The 1,420-nt window shown below is 66.8% G+C and carries 2 protein-coding genes; both read right to left on the reverse strand.

Going from position 1 to position 1,420, the window contains the following annotated elements; genetic code table 11:
- On the reverse strand, positions 1-1,168 hold a 1,168-nt coding region (gene moeZ, locus LI92_RS21195), incomplete at its 3' end, for an adenylyltransferase/sulfurtransferase MoeZ (protein WP_152665582.1).
- Between the two features lie 95 nt (positions 1,169-1,263).
- The coding region (locus LI92_RS22750) for a DUF3152 domain-containing protein (RefSeq protein ID WP_152665583.1) at positions 1,264-1,420 on the reverse strand (157 nt) is incomplete at its 5' end.

The following is a 1,420-nucleotide window of genomic DNA, read 5'->3' on the forward strand; positions in this document are numbered from 1 at the left end:
CCATGTCGGGCTGCATCTGGTTGGCCCACGCCACAATTCCACCGCCCAGGTGCACCGCGTTGGCGAACCCGGCCTCCTTCAGCACGGCCAGAACCTCCGCTGAGCGGACACCGGTCTTGCAGTAGAGCACCGACATTCGGTCCTGCGGGAACTGCGCCAGCCCCTCGCCGCTGTTGATCGTCGATTGCGGGACCAACCGCGCCCCCTCGATGCGGTTGATCGCCCACTCTCCCGGTTCCCGCACGTCGATCAGCGCCAACGGCTGCCCGGAGTCCAGCAGCTGCCGCAGCTCGACCGGGGTGATCGTGGAACCGGCGATCGCGGCGGCAGCCTCGTCGGAGACCGCCCCGCAGAACACGTCGTAGTCGACCAGCTCGGTGATCGCCGGCGTGGCAGGGTCCTTGCGGATCGCGATAGTGCGGTAACTCATCTCCAGGGCGTCGTAGATCATCAGCCGGCCCAGCAGCGGCTCCCCGATACCGGTGATCAGCTTGATCGCCTCGGTGCTCATCACCGAGCCGATTGAGGCGCACAGCACGCCGAGCACACCACCTTCGGCGCATGAGGGCACCATTCCCGGCGGCGGCGGCTCGGGGTACAGGTCGCGATAGTTGAGTCCCCGGCCGCCGGGGGCGTCCTCCCAGAACACCGACACCTGGCCTTCGAACCGAAATATCGATCCCCACACGTACGGCTTACGAGCCAGGACCGCTGCATCGTTGACCAGGTAGCGGGTGGCGAAGTTGTCGGTGCCGTCCAGGATCAGGTCGTACTGGGAGAACAGGTCGACGGCGTTGGACGCCTCCAGTCGCACCTGATGCAGCCGCACCTGCACCAGCGGGTTGATCTCGGCGATGGAGTCCCGGGCGCTTTCAGCTTTGGCGCGGCCGACGTCGGAGACGCCGTGAATGACCTGGCGCTGCAGGTTGGACTCCTCGACGACGTCGAAGTCGACGATCCCGAGCGTTCCCACCCCGGCCGCAGCCAGATACAGCAGCGTGGGCGCCCCCAGCCCGCCGGCGCCGATCACCAGCACTCGGGCGTTCTTGAGTCGTTTCTGCCCCGTCACGCCGACATCGGGAATGATCAGGTGCCGGCTGTAGCGCGCCACCTCATCTCGGGTCAGCTCACCGGCCGGCTCCACCAGCGGCGGCAGTGATATCGGCACCGGGCAGTCTCCTCAACGTCGCGTCCGCCAATCACAGCAGCTAATGGGGGCAACGACAAACCGGGCGCGAAGCTTCCCCGGCCGGGGGTCGCCGCTCAGGCGATCGGTGCGGGCCAGGGGTTGAATCGGCAGGTCTTGCCGTCCGGTTTGACCCAATCAGGGTCGAACTTCGCCGCGTCGTCGTTGGATGTTCCGAAGGTCTGCTGCATCATCACCGGCGCCAGCCCGTCCTGCTTCTCGCACGGTTCATGG

It is taken from the genome of Mycobacterium sp. UM_Kg1, assembly GCF_000972925.1.
Classification (GTDB): Bacteria; Actinomycetota; Actinomycetes; order Mycobacteriales; family Mycobacteriaceae; genus Mycobacterium; species Mycobacterium hiberniae.